Source organism: Fructobacillus sp. ChS1-6f1-1-27 (genome assembly GCF_059579415.1).
In genome coordinates this window covers 1-18,624 of the sequence record NZ_JCAOER010000014.1, presented here as the reverse complement: position 1 = coordinate 18,624, position 18,624 = coordinate 1, and the positions used below count along the sequence as shown (strand labels likewise).

Genomic DNA, 18,624 nt, shown 5'->3' with positions numbered 1-18,624 from the left:
CAATTTCAGAACTCAATCAAGCCATCAAAGAATATATTCACTATTACAATACAAAACGAATTAAGAGCAAACTAAAAGGACTGACGCCGATTGAATATCGGGCATCAGTCCTAAAGGCCGCTCAATGACATGTCCTAATTTTGGGGTTCATATCATTTAAGGGCTTTTTTCTTTTATTTAACCGTTCCCAAGAAGTACTTCTTCTTACCACGGCGAACCAAGATAAACTGGCCATCATAATTAGCAGCTGGGTCAACCTGGTGGTCAACATCTTGCTGCTTTTCGCCATTAATCGTAATCGCACCGTTCGTCACGTCTTCGCGAGCTTGGCGTTTTGACTTTTCAATTCCCGCATCAACCAAGAAATCAACAACATTTTGCTTTTCTGAACTGGTTTCAAAACCTGGAACACCAGAGAAGACGTCCTTGATTTGGTCAACAGACAAGGTCGCAACATCACCTGCAAACAAGGCCTTTGAAAGCTTTTCAGCTTCTTCAACGGCTGCTTGGCCATGGACAAAGGCCGTTACTTCTTCAGCTAAGCGCTTTTGTCCGAGACGTCCACCAGGATTTTCTTGGACTTCAACCTCTAACGCTTCAATTTCTTCCTTAGTGAGGAAGGTAAAGTACTTCAGGTACTTCACAACATCTTCATCACGTTGGTTAAACCAGAACTGGTAGAAAGTATATGGTGATGTTTTTTCTGCGTTCAACCAAATGGCATTTCCTTCAGACTTGCCAAACTTCTTACCGGTGGAATCCGTCATCAATGGAATCGTCAAACCAAAGGCCTTCGCCTCTGGTCCTTCAACAGAGTGAATCAAGTCGACCCCTGAAGTGATATTCCCCCACTGGTCTGATCCACCGATTTGCAAGCGGACATTTTCTTCTTGCCATAAGTGCAAGAAGTCAACGGCCTGCAAAATTTGGTAAGTGAATTCGGTAAATGAAATTCCAGTTTCAAGCCGTGAAGCCACCACGTCTTTTTTCAACATCACGTTGATTGAAAACAGCTTACCGTAATCACGCAAGAACTCTGGCAAAGTCATCGGGCTCAACCAATCAGCGTTGTTAACGATTGTTGTGCCATCAGTTCCAAAAAGCTTCTGAACTTGAGCTGCAATGCCTTTTTCATTTCCTTTCAGTTGTTCTTCTGATAGCAACTTCCGTTCAGTCGTCGGACGGGGGTCACCAATTGAACCGGTCGCGCCACCAACGATAATCACTGCCTTACCACCAGCATTTTGGAACCGCTTTAATACCATAAATGGGATTAAGTGCCCCAAGTGCAAAGAATCAGCAGTCGGATCAGTTCCAACATAGGCCCCGATTTGACCAGCAGACATTTCCTCAAGCAAGCCGTCTTCGTCTGTAATTTGGTTCAAAGCGCCACGCCACTTCAAGTCTTCAATAAAATTCATCATTTCTCCTTTAAAATAAAAAGCCCTAATCGAATTCGATTAGGGCGAAAATTCCGCGGTACCACCTAAATTACCTAATAAAAGGTCACTGGATAGTCCGTAACGAGACAAAACGTCATTTTGTTTTTGTTGTGTAACTCGGTTTCTTGTTGGGTTAGTTTTCAGCAACCACTAACTTTCTGTTTGCTCCAGAGCAAGGACCTTTGCAACAAATGATAATTTTATTATAGCAGAGGAATACCCCCTTTGTCATGGGTTATCCCCTTGCTTTTTTGCGATTTTTTACCTATGATTGATATACATTGAAACTTATTGGCAATCTTCATTTGTCAAAACGTTTTTTTGTATTATTGATGTTTCGATGGCAAACTTTGTTTGCCTTTCACTTTGGAGTACATATGCAAATTTCATTAATTGGTGCTGGACCACGAAATTTGGCCATTCTTGACCGAATTACTCATGAGGCCAGTCCAAAAACCGCTTATACAATCGACTTATTTGACCCATTTCCCGTTGGTGGCCGAATTTGGGACCCCTTCATCAAAAACAACGAAACTTTTTTGATGAATACCTTTGCTAACCAAGTTACCCTATTTAACGATTACGGTTTTAAGGAACAACAATCTTGGCACAAAACGCCAAATCTTTTGTCCTGGGCTCAGTTAGATGCTCTTGATTACCTCGAAGGACACCCCGAATTTTCAAATTCCTATCGAGAAGAAATTATGGCTTTGGTCTCCAAAAACACCTATGCTTCTAGGGGCTTAATGGGCGTTTATGCCTCTTGGTTTTTCAAAACATTAGTAAATTCAGCCTCGGATAACTTTGTCATTCGTTATCATCAAGTCGCCGTCAATGACTTACACGTTGAAGATAATGGAAAATTCACCGTTACCACAGACGAAGGCATTAATTTCCCGGCTGATGCGGTTGTCTTGGCACCTGGCCACCTAGATTCTGAGTTAAACGACGAGCAACAAGACTACCAAGACTTTGCCCGCAAAAATGGCTTCTTTTACTTTCCTGCCTCACACCCTGCTGAAAACCCATTTACGCAGTTAAATGAAAACGACAGTGTGATTATGCAAGGACTAGGCCTGTCATTTTTTGACGACTTACTGTCATTAACAGCTGGCAAAGGGGGCACCTTCATTACGAACGAAGATTCTTCTTTAACTTATGTTCCATCAGGTCATGAACCCAAAATTGTTGCGGGATCTGGATCTGGTCTTCCACCTCGGGCCCGAGGAAAGAACCAAAAAAGTGCTACTGAGTTATACCAACCACGGTTCTTTACTTTGGACCGCTTGAAAAAGATTGCCTTTGAAAATAATGGAAAGCTTCCCTATAAAGACTTCCGTTGTTTACTTGATAATGAACTAACCTACAAGTCATTGATTAACCAGGTCAACCTTTTGAATGAACTTAGCATGGAAACCAAGAACAGTATCATTAATTACTTGGCCGAACCAAGCAATTGGGGCACTGTCAACCAAGAATTTGATTTAAACTTAGAAACCAAAATTTCTTGGGATAAGCAAGCTAATCCGATTATTGATGTTCATTCAAGCGACCACTACCAGGATCTTTTGATGGACCACCTTCGGTCAGACATTGATTCAGCCTCACTTGGCAATGACGCTTCGCCATTAACTGGTCCTTACGATATTTTGCGGGATATGCGTGGCACGGTTCGAACACTTTATAATGAAGGTTTCTTTAATAACGACGACTACAGCACTTTCTTAAAAGATTTCAAACTCTTTGACCGGCAACTGTCTGTCGGGCCGCCACTAATTCGAGCAAAGCAACTTTTGGCTTTGATGGAGGCTGGCATTATTACTATTGCCGGCCCATCATTTAAAATTGGTCATGATGAAAATCGCTACACTGCCACTGACAAGTTTGGTCAACATTTTGAAGGTGATGCCTTAATCGAATCACGTTTGGGCCCAATTGATTTTCGTATCGCTAAAAACCCACTCGTTAAATCACTTAAAAAGCAGGGGCTTATCCGTGGTGATGACCGGTTGACTAAGGCGGACGGTTCTGCTCTACTACCAAATACAATTAAAGTTGACCCTAAGACCTACACTGTCTTCAACAAGGACAACCAACCAGTTAATAAGTTTTACATTTCAGGGATCCCCCTTGAGGGTCAAAAGTGGTTTATGACGGTTATCCCCCGCCCCTATTCCAACACGTTAATTTTTGCTGAATCTGACCCAATCGTATCCGACCTATTGTCATAAAAAAAGAGCTCCGAATAATATCGGAGCTCTTTTTTTATGACTTAAGAAAAGCTAACTTTTCTTGATAAATTTTTTCAGTATCGAAATCCTGGATACCATGGTGTGCGCCATCAATCAAATGGAAATCTGCTGGGCGGCCAACCATTCTTTGGTAGCGGTCAACCATGTCTTGGCTCTGCTCATATGGCACCACTTGATCTTTCGTCCCAGCATAAACTAAAAGTGCTGGCATTTCTTTTGTAAAATAATTCGCCGGATTAGCCTGACTAACCCCGACTGGGTTTTCGTGAACATTTAACCCGGCTAAAGCTAAACCTTCAAAGGAAATTGCTTGTCCTGATTCTGTATACTTTGGCTGGTTCCCTTCTTTTTTAAACTGTTCAGCGAACTGGTCAAATTCATAGGGACCATAATTTGCAATCACATGTTTAATCTCCGGCAAGTCTCCTAAAGTATCGTTTGTAGCAATCCGACCTAGCTTCACCCCGGCAGTGACTGAAGCCGCTGTTAAGACTGCTAACTGTGCCCCTGATGATTCGCCGACCAAGTCCACCTCATTACCGTTAAGGTCTAAGTCTTCTGCCCGGCTTTTCAACTGTGCCAAAACTGCCCGTACTTCAGCTACTTGTTTTGGAAAAGAATAGGCTTGTTCCGATACCAATGAATAAGTCATCGTCGCAACCGCAAAGCCCGCCTCAACTAATCTTATTGTTGGCCCATTTTTAACCGTTGACTTTTGTCCACGGACTAAGCCTCCTCCGTGAATATCCAGAACAACTGGAAAAGGCCCTTCCCCGGCTGGTTGGTAAAGGTCAAACACTTCATTTGCTGCGGGTCCATATTGCTGGTCTTTGATAACAAAACCAACGCATTCTGGTACTTTCAGGTCTTCAAATTCAACTTTTGCATCCTTAAATAACATTTTACCCTCCTACTGTTTCACGTGAAACACCAACAAGCAAACGTTTCACGTGAAACACTTCTAAAGAAAAAGCCAAGACTTCGTCTCAGCTTAACGAAAGGTTAACCACCTTTAACATTTCTTAATCTTTATCATTTGACCGATTTTGCCACAAGAAAACAATCAGCAACATCACCGTTGCCAAGTTAGCACAAACTAATGAAAAACCTTCTTGCTTAAAGACCCAGCTAGCAATTGATAGGAACATCAATACCAAGGCTGCAATTGTAATCATTACTGTTGACTGTTTCATAATATTCTCCATTCTACTTCTCTACTTATTTAGTAGTTTCCTTCTGCCCATCAACCAGAGCGTCCAAAATTTTTCGCTGTAACTGATTATTTTCCTTAACAAGTTGATTGTTTTCACGCTGCAATTTCTGCAAGGCTAACATATCAACATGGGCTTCATCATACCCCCATTTTTCATTCTCTGACCCAATCAGCTTATTATTAATAAACTGAATCGTATAGTAAACGGCCAAAGCAATAAAAATCATTGTTAAAAAGGACGTGACAAACGCCGACCATGCCTCAGAGGTGGCAGCAAAAACCCACGGGTGACCAGCTGTAAAGACCCACCGCCACATAGAAGATAGCAAGTGGGCGATAAAAGCCACCAAATCTTTAATTGCCCCACCAAAAGCATTGCCAACAACCACCGAAATAACAAAAGTCAGCAGATTAGGGGCAAACAAAAACCGACGAAAGGAAACCCAGCCATCCGAAGATTTCTGCAGTATCATATCACGGTGTTCCATTAACTCTTTTTTTCGTTTTGATCTTGCCATCAAAACCTCCAATTTTATGATAGGTTAAAAATCTTCCTACCGCTTATCCCCCATTATACGTTAGACTACTTCAAAATTGAAGACGAAAAGTAATATTTGAAATAAAAAAATCCTAGTACCAATCGTACTAGGATTCAAACTTTTATTTCTTCAAAAAACCATACCGTCGGAAAAGATAAATCGCGCCAACCATCATGACCACCATAATGATGATCGTAATCCACCAGCCCGACTGTCGGGCAGCAAATGGTAAGTAATCAACGTTTTCACCATAAAAACCAGAAACAATCGTTGGAATCGTAAAGACAATTGAATAAACAGTCAAAACTTTCATCGTCCAGTTCAAGTCCCGATTGCCAAGAGAACCAGTCGCATCAGACACGGCGTTAATCACTTCCATCGCGACGCTGGCCATATCTTTTGCCTGCTCAACTTCTACTTGAACAGCCTCTAACCGATCAAAAACCTCTTCAGCAACATTCTCCTTATATGACCGGGCCACCTGGTCCAACATAATCAGGTTATTGGCTAAAGAATTTTGAATATAAATCATTTGGATTTGCAAGTGCAACAAGTCATTGGTCTGCTTGGTTAAATGGTTCCGATTCCCAAAGTGAGCCTGGATGGCCCGGCGTTGCCGGTTAATCTCAGTGATTTCATCGCCATACATCGTCATCAACGGGTAAATACTCTTGAACAAGAACTCAAGAGCCGTTTGGCTATTATCCTCTGCCTGATCACCCTGGCCAGCAAAACGTTTTTTAATGTAATCAGTTGGTCGGTGAGCAAAGGTATATAAGTTCCCTTTGATTAAGACAATCCCAATTGGCCGGGTTAAAACCGGTTCCGGCTCAGCTGAAACAACGTCTAAAATCATTAAGGCTTCATTAGCATCCGGGTCATATTCCATCCGGACACTTTCGTTGTGGTCATTGGCATAGCCAATCATTTGCTTGGTCAAACCATGGTCTTTTTCTAAAATCGTTTGGTCATCAGAAGACATATTGGTGACGTGAAACCAAGAAAAGGTTGGCGCCTGCTTTAACATTTCAATCATGGTGGTCCACCTTTCTTAAAACATCAATGACGACAAAAGCTTAACGGTGCTTCTTTTTCTTTGACCGTTGAGCCTTCTTAACCTTACGAGCCATCGCCTTTTCCAATTCACGAGCTGCTTCTCGCTCTTTCTTCATCTTAAATGGATTTTGCAAGAAGAAAGTTTGAATCATTTGAAATAAGTTTCCAACCACCCAGTAAAGGGAAACGGCTGCAGGAACAGCCAAGGCTGTAAAGAAGATAATGAATGGGAAGATATATGGCATCACCTTCGTCATTGCTGTTTGCTGTGGGTTGGCCTGAGTTGAAAGCCAAGTTGAACCAAAGGTAAACAAGGCTGCCAAAACGGGCAAGATAAAGTATGGGTCTTGCTTTCCCAAGTTCAACCACAAGAATGACCCAGTTCGCAAAACAGGTGAATTATGAATTCCCTGGTACAAAGCAATCAAAATTGGCATTTGTACTAATAAAGGAAGCATTGAAGCAAAAGGTGAAATTCCTCGTTCCTTATATAAGTTCTGCTGGGCAGTCGCCAATAATTGACGACTTTCGGCGTCTTTACCTGGGAACTTTTCTTGCAACGCCTTAATTTCAGGTTGCAAAACTTGCATCTTCTTCATTGAATCAATTTGGTAAACCATCAATGGCATGATGACAAACCGCACCAAAACAGTAAAGACAATGATTCCTAATCCATATGAATTTGAGAACCAAGAAGAAGCACCCAAAATTGACCGGATAAAGAGGCCAACAAAGCTTCCCCAGAGTCCCTTACCAGCAACATGGCCAGTATAAGATAGGTTCGCCATCACAATCAAAACGATGGCAACCGCTGCTGTGATGAGCGGTAAAATTCCGATGGTCTTTAACCACTTATTTACTCGTGTCATTATTTTCATCCTTTAAAAGTTTTGCCAAGCTCAAGACATGTTCAATCTGCTTCTTTAAAAATGCCTGAGACTGGTGGGCCGCTGCTGGCCGGGCAATTACTAAAATATCCGACTGTGAATCAATTCTGGGCTTTAATTCCAACATTGATTGCCGGATCCGCCGTTTCACCCAGACGCGGTCATGGGCCTTACCGATTCTTTTACCAACCGACAAGCCAAGGCGGAAGTGTTTTTGATTTTGTTTTTTTAACCGGTACAAAACAAAGTACTTATTGGCCACAGACTGGTGGTGGTCAAAGACCTGTTGGAATTCAGCCGGCTTTTTAATCCGAAATGTCTTTCGCATGGGCATCACCTAAACTAATTAAACTACTTATTATATGTACGCAGGAAAAAACCTGCTTAAAAATCTTTTTTCAAATAAAAAAGGTCACTGTCATGCAGTAACCCAATTAGGCAGATAATACCTTGCGGCCCTTCGCACGACGACGAGCCAAGACCTTGCGGCCGTTGCTTGTACTCATACGCTTACGGAAACCGTGTACGCGTTCGCGATGACGCTTCTTTGGTTGGAATGTACGCTTCATCTGTCATTTCCTCCATATATAATTTGTCTGCAAAAATCTTTGCAATTCGGCATTAATCATACCATGAAAAAGACTAAGAGGCAAGGTTTCAACTAATATTCCTACAAATAAAGAAAAGTCCTTTGCCAAAGTGAAAGAATCCTTGCCATTATTTTACCAACAACTTTATCCAAAATAAACCACAACCCTGTCGAAAAATGGAGTAAAAAATTGATTTTCCCGCAACTTTCAACCACTTATCCCCATATCCCCAGCCTGTGATTAATAAACTGGGGAAAACGTTGATAGTTTTTTTTAAAGCTGTCATAACAAGCTTTTATTTGGGGATAACCCTGTTCATATGTGGATAACCCGAACTTTTGTTCGTTTCCTTGTCCACAAGAAGGACAATTATTATCCCCCTGACGGGAAAACTTAAGCTTTTCTTTTTTCCCTGTGGATAACTGTTTTTACTAGTTCTTTTTTGCTATACTATTTAAGATAAGTTTTATTCATTTTTTCTTTTACGGAGCATTTTATGCCACAAGCACTCGACCCACAAGATTTATGGAAGCAGGTCAGCTTAGAACTTTATAAGCAAACTGGCCCAGTTTCATATGAAACAATGATTGCCCCATTAAAGCCAATTGGTTTTGATGATGGCAAGTTAATCCTCTCGGTTCCAAAAGAACACGCCGACACGATTATTGACGCCTGGAACAACAAGCAATACTCGCTTGACTTCGTTCAACACGCCAATACGATTACTGGTGACTTCATCCGGCCCGAACTGCGAGTTATTGACGGTGGTGAACAAGAAAGCCAAGCGCCAGCACCATTAGTAGAAGAAGACCTAAACACCCAAATCCCCTTCTCACAAGGAACCGACTTAAACAGTGACTTTACCTTTGAAAAATTTGTTAAGGGTTCTGGAAACGAAAATGCCCTAGCCGTTGCCTTAGCCGTTGCCGAAGCACCTGGAAAAGTCTATAACCCCTTCCTAATTTATGGAGGCGTTGGTTTAGGTAAGACCCACTTGATGCAAGCCATTGGTAATGACTATGCCAAGACCCATCCAAATGCTCGGATCAAGTATGCAACCGCTGAGGACTTCCTAAACGACTTCACTGATTCCCTGCGTGAAGGAAACAAGGCCGACTCAAACGCCACTGCTAAGTTTAAAAAAACCTACCGGTCGTTAGACATGCTCTTAGTCGATGACATCCAATTCTGGTCTGGTAAAACCAAGGTCCAAGAAGAATTCTTTAATACCTTCAATGCCTTAACCAAGGCTGGTAAGCAAATCGTGATGACATCGGACCGCTACCCAACGGATATTCCAGAATTACTGGACCGGTTAACATCGCGTTTTGAAGCAGGGATTACCCAAGATATTCAAAAGCCTGATTTGCCAACCCGAGTTGCCATCCTAAGGAACCTGCAAGAGCGAAACGACTTGGATATTCCAAATGAAGTCTTGGAACTAATTGCTGAAAAGATTGATACCAATGTCCGTTCCCTAGAAGGTGCCTTTCATAAGTTTGAAGCCAGAATTCGCTTCATGAATAAGCCGGCTACGATTGAAACTGCTCAGTCAATTTTGACAGAATTAAACATCGACCAAGACAAGCAGATTACCGTTGAGCGCATTCAAGAAACAGTCGCCAACTACTTTATGCAAACTGTGGAAGACATGAAAGGGTCACGTCGTCAATCTGACCTAGTAACGGCCCGCCACATTGCCATTTACTTAACTCGAACAATGACTGACCGGTCCTTGCCAACCATCGGTAAAGACTTCGGTGGCCGCGACCATTCATCCGTTTCACACGCCTTTAACCGAATTCAAGAACAGGTTGATACGGATGCTAAGACTAAGGAATTGATCCAAGACTTAGCAAATGAAATAAAAAACGGCAAGTAAACTTGGGGATAAGTTTAAAAGAGTTATTCGATTCTCCCCAAAGTTATCAACAGGCAAAAACCTGTTACCTTCCTTTTTTTAACCTAATCCCCTGTATCCACAGCCCTTATTACTATTACTAGTTATATAATAACTAATATATATAACATGCACCCGCATAAAGGAGGCCTTGTGCCATGAAATTTTCGATTAACCGACAAGCCTTTATTAAAGCTTTGAATGATGTTGCACGAGCAATTTCATCTCGAACAACAATTCCAATTTTGACTAATATCAAATTAGACTTACTAGACGATGAATTAGTCTTAACTGGTTCAAATGCTGATATTTCAATCAAGATTTCATTGGCTGCCAGTGATACCAGTACAGAATTAACAGTTGAAACACCAGGTGGCATTACACTTCCCGCTACTTTCTTTATTAATATTGTTAAGCACTTGCCTGCTAAGACGATGACCCTATCCGTTGAAGGTCTTCAAGCTTTGATTACCTCAGGTTCTGCCTCCTTTAAAATCAATGGTCAACCAACCTCTGCTTATCCAAAGTTACCGGAACTATCTGAAAGCAAATCATTAAAGGTTTCAGCTGCTCAACTAGTTGAAATTATTGCGCAAACAAAAATCTCAGCCTCAACCCAAGAAAGCCGGCCAATTTTGACTGGAATCCACTTAACTTTGGATGGTAACCAAATTAAGGCCGTGACAACCGATTCACACCGCTTATCACAGCGAATTGTGACCCTAACTGGAACCGAAAATACTGAAAAAACTTCAGTTATTATTCCAGCAAAGGCCTTTAATGAACTCCAATCACTTTTGGATGGTCAAAACCGGGTTGAAATTCAACTTTCAAATAACCAAGCCGTCTTTATCTTTGGGAATACAACTTTCTATTCACGTTTACTGGAAGGAAATTACCCTGAAACAGACCGGTTGATCCCAACAGAAGCAACTACTGAAGTCGAAATCGATGCTGCAACCCTATCAGGTGCTATCGACCGGGCCTCATTGCTTTCTCATGAATCACGGAATAACGTTATTTTGCTGACGATTCAAAATGGTCAGGCCGAACTTTCTGGAAATTCTCAAGAAGTCGGTCAAGTTAAAGAAGCCTTGGAAACCGAAAAGGTCACTGGTGAAGACCTTGAAATTTCTTTCAACCCTGACTATGTCCGTGATGCCCTTCGGGTATTGCAGGGAAAGGTTGTTGAATTGAAGTTCACTAGTAACCTCCGCCCCTTCATTATCATTCCTGAGGGTGAAACTGATAATAAGCAGTTACAGCTGGTTACGCCAGTCCGTACATTCTAAAGTAAGAGCCGCTAAGGAATTTTCTTGGCGGCTTTTTGTTTGGACTTTTACAAAGTCAAATAACTCAATTATTTTTTTGAAGCAAAACAGACTAGTAGAAAAGAAATAAGCTAAAAACGGCTCCTAAGGGCAAATAAGTGGAAGTGTGGTATAATAATGGGGTAAGTATTTACCAAGAAATCGGGGAAAACGATGGCTGAACGTGTCGCAATAAAAACCGCTTATATTACCTTGGCGCAACTGCTTAAAATTGAAAACCTGATTGAATCAGGTGGACAAGCAAAGGCATTTTTGGCGAGTGAAACGATCTTTTTAAACCACGAAAAAGAAAACCGACGGGGTAAGAAACTCTACCCTGGCGATATGGTTGAATATGATGGCGTCACTTACGAAATTGTTGGCATGAGCGAGGAAGAATTGGATGAAGAAGCCGAAAAAAAGGCAATTTTAGCCCGGTTCCAAGCAAAGCAGCAAAAGCCCGCTAAGAAAAAGTCGGTTCAAAAAAAGCCGCGTCAGCCAAAGAAAAACCAACCAAGTGGTCCTAGTTCTTGGAGCTAAGTTCATTAGAGCTGAACAATTTTAGAAACTACGACCAGGCCAAGCTTGACTTTCAAAGTGGGATTAATGTCTTCTTGGGTGAAAATGCCCAAGGAAAGACGAACCTACTGGAAAGCATTTACGCTTTGGCCCTGGCCCGGTCACACCGTAGCAAAACGGATCAAGATTTGGTCCGCTGGGGTGAAGACAACGCCCGAGTTGCTGGAATTGTTCAAAACCGCTTTGGCAAAACCCCCCTTTCTCTTTCTTGGTCAAAAAAAGGTAAACAAGCCCGGGTCAACCATTTGGACCAGGTCCGCTTATCAACTTACATCGGTCAACTAAACGTGATTTTATTTGCCCCAGAAGACCTTGACTTGGTCAAAGGTGCCCCAACCGTTCGCAGACGGTTTATCGACATCGAATACGGGCAAATGAATAAGGTCTATTTACAACATAGTGCCCAGTACAAGAAAATTTTAAAGGAGCGTAATGCTTACCTGAAAAATTTTGCGACTGGCAAGGCAAAAGACCAGGTCTTACTTGATGTCTTGACCGAGCAGTTGGAGGCGGTTGCGGCCCAAATTATGGTAGCCCGCTTTCATTTCTTAAAGAGCTTGGGCAAAGAGGCGCTAGCGATTCACCAAGAAGTGGCGAACCAAAAAGAGAACTTGGTCTTGCACTACAAGTCAGCCGTTTTAGTTGATGAAAACAGTACGGTTGAATCGGTGCAAACAGACTTAAAGCAAGCCTTTTTGAAGCAAGCAGACCGGGAGAAGCGACAAGGAACTACCCTAGTTGGGCCCCACCGCGATGACTTTGAAATCGAAGTCAATGGGCAAAATGTGGCAGTTTTTGGCTCACAAGGGCAACAAAGAACTGCCGCCCTCGCCTTAAAGCTCGGTGAAATCGAGCTCATGCACCAAGAAACTGGCGAATACCCAGTTTTGCTGTTAGACGATGTTTTAAGTGAGCTTGACGCTAGTCGCCAGACTCACTTACTCGTCGCCATCCAAGATAAGGTTCAAACCTTTATTACTGCCCCATCTTTGACAGAGGTCGCTAGACAGCTGATTAAAGAACCGAAAATCTTTATCGTTAAAGCCGGAGTCGTTTCGGTTGAACAATAAGCCATCAGGCATAAAGGAGTATCATGGCAGATCAAGAAACACCTGAAAACCAAGAAGAACTGGTTGACCAAGCAGAATTGGCCAGTCAAATGAAAACCGACGCTGATGCTTATAACGCCGACCAAATCCAGGTTTTGGAAGGGTTAGAAGCCGTTCGTAAGCGTCCTGGAATGTATATTGGAACCACGACTGCCCAAGGTTTGCATCACTTAGTTTGGGAAATTGTTGATAACGGGATTGATGAAGCCCTTGCTGGCTTTGCTTCACACATTACGGTCACGATTGAAAAAGATAACTCAATTACCGTAACCGATGATGGCCGTGGAATTCCAGTTGATATCCAATCAAAGACCGGTAAGCCCGCTCTTGAAACCGTCTTTACGATTTTGCACGCTGGTGGAAAGTTTGGCGGTGGTGGTTACAAGGTTTCCGGTGGTTTGCACGGTGTTGGAGCTTCGGTTGTTAACGCTTTGTCAACTTCTTTGGATGTTAACGTCGTCCGTGATGGTCAGATTTACTATATGGACTTTGAAACGGGTCGGGTGAAGACCCCGATGACCAAAAAAGATGGTCCGTTGCCAATTGAACGTGGAACGATTGTTCACTTCAAGCCTGATGCTGATATTTTCCAAGAAACAACGGTTTATAACTACCAAACTTTGCTAACCCGAGTTCGCGAATTAGCTTTCTTGAACAAGGGCTTGCGGATTTCGATCGAAGATAAGCGGTCAGATGAACTGTTGAAGGAATCCTTCCACTTTGAAGGTGGAATCAAGGAGTATGTTTCTTACCTTGATGAAGAAAAGGAAACTCTCTTTGACGACCCAGTTTATGTTGAAGGTGAAGAAAACGGCATTGTCGTTGAAGTTGCCTTGCAATACACCACTGGTGTCAAAGAAAACTTAAAAACATTTACCAATAACATCAACACCTATGAAGGTGGAACCCACGAAACTGGGTTCAAAACTGCTTTGACCCGGGTAATTAATGATTACGCCCGCAAGCAGAAAATTTTAAAAGATGGCGCTGAGTCCTTGACCGGTGAAGACGTTCGTGAAGGAATGTCAGCCATCGTTTCAATTAAGCACCCAGACCCTCAGTTTGAAGGTCAAACTAAGACAAAACTGGGAAACTCTGATGCCCGTCAGGCCACTGACCGGATGTTTAGTGAAACTTTCGCTCGCTTCATGATGGAAAATCCAACGGTTGCTAAGCAAATCGTTGAAAAGGGAGCCTTGGCCCAACGAGCCCGACTATCAGCTAAGCGCGCCCGGGAAATGACTCGGAAGCAGTCAGGCTTGGAAATTTCGAACTTGCCTGGTAAGTTGGCCGACAATACCTCAAAAGATCCTGAAATTTCAGAACTCTTTATTGTCGAGGGTGACTCTGCCGGTGGTTCTGCTAAGCAAGGTCGGAACCGTTTGACACAGGCCATTTTGCCAATTCGAGGAAAGATTTTGAACGTTGGTAAGGCTTCCTTGGACCGGGTTTTGGCTAACGAAGAAATTCGTTCGCTCTTTACTGCCCTTGGTTCTGGTTTTGGCAAGGACTTTGATGTTGCCAAGGCCAATTACCACAAGATTATTATTATGACTGATGCCGATGTCGATGGTGCCCACATTCGGACGCTGTTGCTGACGCTTTTCTATCGGTACATGCGGCCAATGGTTGATGCCGGCTACATTTACATCGCCCAACCACCTTTGTATGGGGTTTCGCTTGGAAATTCCAAGTCAATGACTTATTTGGACTCAGACGAAGAACTTGAAAAGTACTTGGCTGAATTGCCAAGTAATGCTAAGCCAAAGGTTCAGCGGTATAAGGGTCTTGGAGAAATGGATTACGACCAGTTGGCCGATACCACCATGGACCCACAAAATCGGCGGTTGTTACGGGTTGACCCAGCTGATGCTGAAGAGGCCGACTCAGTGATTGATATGTTGATGGGCGGCGATGTTCCGCCACGTCGGCAATTTATCGAAGACAATGCCGTCTTTGTCCAAGACTTAGATATTTAATTCGAATTTGCTCGACAAGGAGTAAGCTAAATGCCAGAAGAACTTGATACTCGGATTACGAATACACACTTATCCGAGCAAATGAAGACTTCATTTTTGTCATATGCCATGTCTGTTATCGTGGCCCGGGCTTTGCCTGATGTCCGTGATGGAATGAAGCCGGTCCACCGTCGAATCTTGTATTCGATGATCGAACAGGGAAATACGCCCGATAAGCCGCACAAAAAGTCAGCCCGTATCGTCGGTGACGTTATGGGTAAGTATCACCCCCACGGTGATTCAGCCATCTATGAATCAATGGTACGAATGGCCCAAGACTTTTCATACCGGTACATGCTGGTTGACGGTCACGGGAACTTTGGTTCTGTTGATGGTGATGGTGCCGCTGCCATGCGGTATACCGAAGCCCGGCTGTCAAAGGTTGCCATGGAAATGGTCCGTGATCTGAATAAAGACACGGTTGATTTCGTTCCGAACTATGATGGTGAAGAACGTGAACCAGAAGTTTTGCCAGCCAGAATTCCAAACTTGCTGGTCAACGGGGCGACGGGAATTGCCGTTGGTATGACGACCAACATCCCAACCCACAACTTGGGTGAAGTGATTTCAGCCTTGCATATTTTGATGGGTAACCCTGATGCCACAACAGCTGACTTGATGGAAGCCTTACCTGGACCCGATTTCCCAACTGGTGGAATTGTGATGGGAAAGGCCGGAATCCGCAAGGCCTATGAGACCGGCCGGGGAACGATTACCATCCGGGCCAAGGTTGATATTGAAACAACTAAGACTGGTAAGGAACAAATTATTGTTACCGAACTGCCTTACGCTGTTAACAAGGCCCGGTTGATTGAACGGATTTCAGAGTTAGCTCGTGAAAAGAAAATAGACGGCATTTCTGGTATCCGTGATGAAACCGACCGTGAAGGAATGCGGATTGCAATTGATGTCCGTCGTGACTCATCGGCTTCTGTTATCCTAAACAATTTGTACAAGCAAACGCTTTTGCAAACTGGTTTTTCATTTAACATGTTGGCAATCGACAAGGGTGCGCCAAAGACCTTGTCTTTGAAGGAAATCTTAGTTGCCTACTTAGACCACCAACGGTCGGTTATTCGCCGTCGGACGAACTTCGAATTGGGTAAGGCTGAAGCCCGTGCTCACATTTTGGAAGGGTTGCGGATTGCCCTTGACCATATCGATGCCATCATTAACATTATTCGATCATCAAAGACTTCTGATGAAGCCAAGACCCGGTTAATTGAAGGTTATGACCTATCAGATAAGCAGTCCCAAGCAATCTTGGACATGCGTTTGGTTCGGTTGACTGGTTTGGAACGGGACAAGTTAGAAGATGAATACCAGAAGTTAGTGGCGTTGATTGCTGACTTGAAGGACATTTTGGCCCACCAAGAACGAATTGACCAGTTGATTTATGACGAATTGCTGGAAATTCAAAACCGGTTCGGTGACGAACGGAAGACTGAACTCCAAGTTGGTGATGTAACCAGCATCGAAGACGAAGACTTGATTGAAGAAGAAGATGTCATCATTACTTTGACGCATAACGGTTACATCAAACGGGTACCGGCTAGCGAATTTAAGGCCCAAAACCGTGGTGGCCGTGGTGTTCAGGGAATGAACTTGAATGATGAAGACTTTGTTGACCAATTAGTTAACCTGTCGACCCATGACTCACTCTTCTTCTTTACCAATAAGGGTAAGGTTTACCGAATGAAGGGGTATGAAATCCCTGAATACGGCCGCCAAGCCAAGGGTATCCCGGTCATCAACTTATTGAACTTTGACCAGGATGAAGCCATCCAAACTTTGCTCGCTATCCATGGCAACCCTGCCGATAGCGAAGATAACCTCTTCTTTGTGACCCGCAAGGGTGTTGTTAAGCGAACTAAAGTCCAAGACTTTGCCCACATTCGAACTTCTGGTTTGAAAGCTTTGACTTTGCGTGAAGATGATGAAATTCTGAAGGTTTTGGAAACTGATGGTTTGCAAAACGTAATTATTGCAACCATGAATGGTTACTCTGTAACCTTTGCTGAAGAAGCCGTACGTCTAATGGGTCGGACCGCTGCCGGTGTTCGCGGAATTAATTTGCGCGAGGGTGATGAAGTTATCGGTGCTGATATCCTGTCAGCTGATTCCAAGGTCTTTGTCATTAGTCAAAAGGGTTATGGAAAGCAGACTAGCTCAGAAGAATACCCTGTCAAGGGCCGTGGCGGTAAGGGAATTAAGACCGCAACGATTACTGAAAAGAATGGTAACTTGACTGGTATGGTGACGGTTAAGGGTGATGAAGATATCATGGTTACAACTGACCAAGGTGTTATGATTCGCTTTAGCGTTGATACCGTTAGCCAAACTAGCCGAGCCACCCAAGGTGTTCGTTTGATCCGTTTGGAAGACGATACCAAGGTTGCTACCCTGACCAAGCTTGAACCAGTTGCCATCGAAGACGAAAGTCCAGAAGAAGCAATGGCTGAAAGCCAAGCAGAAGCCGGTCAAGCCCCTGCCAGTGACCAGGTCCAAGACTTAGTTAACCGAGCAGAAGAAGACCAAGATTAAACTGAATTAATTTTTTCAATTTTATCCAAATAAAAAAGCCGCCCCTTTTAATGGCCAGGAAGTCCTGCCAACCAAAAGGGGGTGGCTTTTTTAATCGCGGTGTTTTTCTTTAGAAGAGCCAAAAGAATTAAATTGGTTGGCCCGGTTTTGCATGTTAACTGTTTCGTGGATGAGTGTAACAAAGCTCCTTGAGACGGGTAAAGTAATCCCATTAGTTAATAAGACTCTGCGATTAGCTGGCTGGTATTCTTGAAAGTAATTCATATTGATACAATAAGAGGCGTGGACTTGGCAAAGTTTATCGTGAACGAGGGCCGCTTTGTTCATACTGGCACGAATCCGAATAACTCGAGCTTCTTCATGTAAAAGTAAGTTATGGCTTTTACTTTCAGTTGAAATATAGATAATCCGAGCTAAGTCGACAACCTTTGTCTTCCGACCATCCGGAAAGTGGACAAAGAGTGGTTTTGAATAGAAAATCCGGTGTAAGTTGTAGTGGGCCTGGTCCACAGCCCGCAAAATTCGATTTTGACAAGCGATGTTAAAGTCGTTTTTGACGATGAAGTCTAAGACGGCTACTTGGTATTCAAAACAATAATTAGCCATTTGACTATTTTCTGCTAGGAGAATAATTTGCGAATTGGGGTCTTGCTGACGGACAAGCTGTGCGGTTTGCAGGCCAGCCCGGTCATGGCCCCAAAGTTCTAAGTCGATAATCACTACCTGGCCTGTTCGCCGCAACCGTAGTGATGTCAGCAGGGCCCGGGGCGTTTCATAAAAAATAGGTGAACGTAAGAGTTTGCGTAGCATCTTCTTATCATTCGTCTTAGTTGTTAGTACGTAGCAGGGCATGTAAAGCTCCTTTCAAGCACCACCAGGTTTTATAAAAAAGTCAATAAAGGTTAAATTCTATAATTAATTATACGATAAAGCCGTTTTTTTACTATAAATATTAGTAAAAAGGTAATTATATTGGCATAAATCAATAAATATCAAATAAAATAATGCTATTTGTATTGTATCTATTTAAGTGAAGGAACGAAAAAGCTTTAATCGTGTCACAAAAGGGTCTAATTACGGCTCAAAAAAATTCTTTTCAAATCCGTTCAAAAAACAGTTGACTCCACCTGTTAATGCCGGTATACTAGTTATTGTTCTTCACAAGAGGAACACGCTGGAACCGGC

The 18,624-nt window shown here is 43.0% G+C and carries 17 protein-coding genes; 8 read left to right on the top strand and 9 right to left on the bottom strand.

Features of this window, described 5'->3' with window-relative positions:
- Window positions 1-128 (top strand): IS3 family transposase (locus tag AC5162_RS05925; protein ID WP_496534334.1); only part of this gene is annotated, 128 nt, incomplete at its 5' end.
- 45 nt (window positions 129-173) lie between these two features.
- On the opposite strand, the gene tyrS is transcribed toward AC5162_RS05925, so the two are convergent.
- Window positions 174-1,421, bottom strand: a complete 1,248-nt coding sequence (tyrS, locus tag AC5162_RS05920; protein WP_496534332.1) for a tyrosine--tRNA ligase — start codon at window positions 1,419-1,421, stop codon at window positions 174-176.
- A gap of 398 nt (window positions 1,422-1,819) precedes the next feature.
- On the opposite strand from tyrS, the gene AC5162_RS05915 reads away from it, so the two are divergent.
- Window positions 1,820-3,673 (top strand): FAD/NAD(P)-binding protein, encoded by a 1,854-nt coding sequence (locus AC5162_RS05915; RefSeq protein WP_496534331.1) that lies wholly within the window; start codon window positions 1,820-1,822, stop codon window positions 3,671-3,673.
- Between the two features lie 34 nt (window positions 3,674-3,707).
- Here AC5162_RS05915 and AC5162_RS05910 read toward each other — a convergent pair whose 3' ends face one another.
- From AC5162_RS05910 to rpmH, 7 genes are all read right to left on the bottom strand, one after another.
- Entirely contained in the window at window positions 3,708-4,595 is an 888-nt protein-coding gene (locus tag AC5162_RS05910) for an alpha/beta hydrolase fold domain-containing protein (RefSeq protein WP_496534330.1), read from the bottom strand.
- 121 nt (window positions 4,596-4,716) lie between these two features.
- Window positions 4,717-4,887 (bottom strand): hypothetical protein, encoded by a 171-nt coding sequence (locus tag AC5162_RS05905; protein ID WP_496534329.1) that lies wholly within the window; start codon window positions 4,885-4,887, stop codon window positions 4,717-4,719.
- A gap of 25 nt (window positions 4,888-4,912) precedes the next feature.
- Window positions 4,913-5,425 carry an MscL family protein gene (locus AC5162_RS05900; protein WP_496534328.1) on the bottom strand — a complete coding sequence of 171 codons (513 nt, stop codon included), beginning with the start codon at window positions 5,423-5,425 and terminating at the stop codon, window positions 4,913-4,915.
- A gap of 142 nt (window positions 5,426-5,567) precedes the next feature.
- A complete protein-coding gene (locus tag AC5162_RS05895) occupies window positions 5,568-6,482 on the bottom strand; it encodes a magnesium transporter CorA family protein (protein WP_496534327.1) in 915 nt (304 codons plus the stop codon).
- Between the two features lie 40 nt (window positions 6,483-6,522).
- Entirely contained in the window at window positions 6,523-7,371 is an 849-nt protein-coding gene (locus tag AC5162_RS05890; protein ID WP_496534326.1) for a YidC/Oxa1 family membrane protein insertase, read from the bottom strand.
- A complete protein-coding gene (gene rnpA, locus AC5162_RS05885; protein WP_496534325.1) occupies window positions 7,355-7,717 on the bottom strand; it encodes a ribonuclease P protein component in 363 nt (120 codons plus the stop codon). Before rnpA ends, AC5162_RS05890 begins: the two co-directional genes overlap by 17 nt.
- Before the next feature lie 106 nt (window positions 7,718-7,823).
- Window positions 7,824-7,958, bottom strand: coding sequence for a 50S ribosomal protein L34 (gene rpmH / locus AC5162_RS05880; protein WP_047975516.1), 135 nt, complete (start codon window positions 7,956-7,958; stop codon window positions 7,824-7,826).
- 517 nt (window positions 7,959-8,475) lie between these two features.
- On the opposite strand from rpmH, the gene dnaA reads away from it, so the two are divergent.
- The 6 genes from dnaA to gyrA all read left to right on the top strand — a co-directional run bounded on the left by dnaA (window position 8,476) and on the right by gyrA (window position 17,439).
- Entirely contained in the window at window positions 8,476-9,861 is a 1,386-nt protein-coding gene (gene dnaA, locus AC5162_RS05875) for a chromosomal replication initiator protein DnaA (protein WP_496534324.1), read from the top strand.
- Window positions 9,862-10,037: 176 nt separating this feature from the next.
- Window positions 10,038-11,171: a DNA polymerase III subunit beta gene (gene dnaN / locus AC5162_RS05870; protein ID WP_496534323.1), complete on the top strand. Its 1,134-nt coding sequence runs from the start codon at window positions 10,038-10,040 to the stop codon at window positions 11,169-11,171.
- Between the two features lie 192 nt (window positions 11,172-11,363).
- On the top strand, window positions 11,364-11,729 hold the full coding sequence (yaaA, locus tag AC5162_RS05865) for a S4 domain-containing protein YaaA (RefSeq protein ID WP_496534322.1): 366 nt from the start codon (window positions 11,364-11,366) through the stop codon (window positions 11,727-11,729).
- Window positions 11,720-12,838 carry a DNA replication/repair protein RecF gene (gene recF, locus AC5162_RS05860; RefSeq protein WP_496534321.1) on the top strand — a complete coding sequence of 373 codons (1,119 nt, stop codon included), beginning with the start codon at window positions 11,720-11,722 and terminating at the stop codon, window positions 12,836-12,838. Before yaaA ends, recF begins: the two co-directional genes overlap by 10 nt.
- Before the next feature lie 89 nt (window positions 12,839-12,927).
- Window positions 12,928-14,856: a DNA topoisomerase (ATP-hydrolyzing) subunit B gene (gyrB, locus tag AC5162_RS05855; RefSeq protein ID WP_496534333.1), complete on the top strand. Its 1,929-nt coding sequence runs from the start codon at window positions 12,928-12,930 to the stop codon at window positions 14,854-14,856.
- A 30-nt stretch (window positions 14,857-14,886) separates the two neighbouring features.
- Window positions 14,887-17,439: a DNA gyrase subunit A gene (gene gyrA, locus AC5162_RS05850; protein ID WP_496534320.1), complete on the top strand. Its 2,553-nt coding sequence runs from the start codon at window positions 14,887-14,889 to the stop codon at window positions 17,437-17,439.
- A 90-nt stretch (window positions 17,440-17,529) separates the two neighbouring features.
- Here the strand turns inward: gyrA and AC5162_RS05845 are convergent, their stop codons facing one another.
- Window positions 17,530-18,291, bottom strand: a complete 762-nt coding sequence (locus AC5162_RS05845) for a LytR/AlgR family response regulator transcription factor (RefSeq protein WP_496534319.1) — start codon at window positions 18,289-18,291, stop codon at window positions 17,530-17,532.
- Between the last annotated feature and the right edge of the window lie 333 nt (window positions 18,292-18,624).

Bases quoted from the DNA above. Each gene is read 5' to 3' on its own strand.
- tyrS (WP_496534332.1), bottom strand. From the start codon at position 1,421: ATGAATTTTATTGAAGACTTGAAGTGGCGTGGCGCTTTGAACCAAATT.
- AC5162_RS05915 (WP_496534331.1), top strand. From the start codon at position 1,820: ATGCAAATTTCATTAATTGGTGCTGGACCACGAAATTTGGCCATTCTT.
- AC5162_RS05910 (WP_496534330.1), bottom strand. From the start codon at position 4,595: ATGTTATTTAAGGATGCAAAAGTTGAATTTGAAGACCTGAAAGTACCA.
- AC5162_RS05905 (WP_496534329.1), bottom strand. From the start codon at position 4,887: ATGAAACAGTCAACAGTAATGATTACAATTGCAGCCTTGGTATTGATG.
- AC5162_RS05900 (WP_496534328.1), bottom strand. From the start codon at position 5,425: ATGGCAAGATCAAAACGAAAAAAAGAGTTAATGGAACACCGTGATATG.
- AC5162_RS05895 (WP_496534327.1), bottom strand. From the start codon at position 6,482: ATGATTGAAATGTTAAAGCAGGCGCCAACCTTTTCTTGGTTTCACGTC.
- AC5162_RS05890 (WP_496534326.1), bottom strand. From the start codon at position 7,371: ATGACACGAGTAAATAAGTGGTTAAAGACCATCGGAATTTTACCGCTC.
- rnpA (WP_496534325.1), bottom strand. From the start codon at position 7,717: ATGCGAAAGACATTTCGGATTAAAAAGCCGGCTGAATTCCAACAGGTC.
- rpmH (WP_047975516.1), bottom strand. From the start codon at position 7,958: ATGAAGCGTACATTCCAACCAAAGAAGCGTCATCGCGAACGCGTACAC.
- dnaA (WP_496534324.1), top strand. From the start codon at position 8,476: ATGCCACAAGCACTCGACCCACAAGATTTATGGAAGCAGGTCAGCTTA.
- dnaN (WP_496534323.1), top strand. From the start codon at position 10,038: ATGAAATTTTCGATTAACCGACAAGCCTTTATTAAAGCTTTGAATGAT.
- yaaA (WP_496534322.1), top strand. From the start codon at position 11,364: ATGGCTGAACGTGTCGCAATAAAAACCGCTTATATTACCTTGGCGCAA.
- gyrB (WP_496534333.1), top strand. From the start codon at position 12,928: ATGAAAACCGACGCTGATGCTTATAACGCCGACCAAATCCAGGTTTTG.
- gyrA (WP_496534320.1), top strand. From the start codon at position 14,887: ATGCCAGAAGAACTTGATACTCGGATTACGAATACACACTTATCCGAG.
- AC5162_RS05845 (WP_496534319.1), bottom strand. From the start codon at position 18,291: ATGCCCTGCTACGTACTAACAACTAAGACGAATGATAAGAAGATGCTA.